Origin of the sequence: Nitratireductor sp. GCM10026969 (assembly GCF_042660605.1) — a bacterium.
Lineage (GTDB): Bacteria > Pseudomonadota > Alphaproteobacteria > Rhizobiales > Rhizobiaceae > Chelativorans.
In genome coordinates this window covers 1-698 of the sequence record NZ_JBHSUM010000323.1, presented here as the reverse complement: position 1 = coordinate 698, position 698 = coordinate 1, and the positions used below count along the sequence as shown (strand labels likewise).

Here is a 698-nt window from a genome sequence, read left to right as displayed (position 1 = left end):
GTCAGCGTGTTTTGCCGGTCGGCGGCGGCACGCGCGGCGACCTCGTCGCCCGCCGGCAGGTTGCGGCAGGCGGCGCGGATGGCGTCGATGGAGGAAAGCTCGGACATGGAATCTCCGTCAGGCAAGCATTGCGGAAGCTGTGACCAGGACGGCGGCTTCGCCGCCCTGCTGGAGCGTACCGAGGACGTCTCCGGTCTGCCCGCCGATCTGGTGCCGGCACAGCCGCTCCAGGATCCAGAACCAGAGGGCGAGGAGGACGGCCGCAAGCACGGCGACCCCCGGCCCCATGAGGATCAGCAGGACAAGGCCGATCAGGAGTGCCGCGAAGGCCGTCTGTCCTTCAATGCGCCCGGTACCGGCCGAGAGCCCGTCTTCGCGCGCCGGCGGTACGCGCTGCATGAAAAGCGGCATCAGTGCACGGGAGGCGGCATGCGCGGCCACGAGTCCCAGAACCGCGGTTCCGCCACCATGGGCGGCGAGCGCCGACAACGCCGTCCAGCGGACCAACAAGGTGATACCGAGCGCCAGGACGCCATAGGTGCCGATGCGGCTGTCGCGCATGATGGCGAGCTTCTCGTCGCGGCTCTTGCCGCCGCCGAAGCCGTCGGCGAGATCCGCCAGCCCGTCCTCGTGCAGCGCACCGGTCAACAGCATGGACGCGCCGAGCGCAATTGCCGCGGCGACCGGCACCGGGACAC

The 698-nt window shown here is 70.2% G+C and carries 1 protein-coding gene; it reads right to left on the bottom strand.

What is annotated here, in order from left to right:
- Window positions 1-117 precede the first annotated feature (117 nt).
- Window positions 118-698 (bottom strand): adenosylcobinamide-GDP ribazoletransferase (locus ACFP9U_RS25270; protein WP_378625654.1); only part of this gene is annotated, 581 nt, incomplete at its 5' end.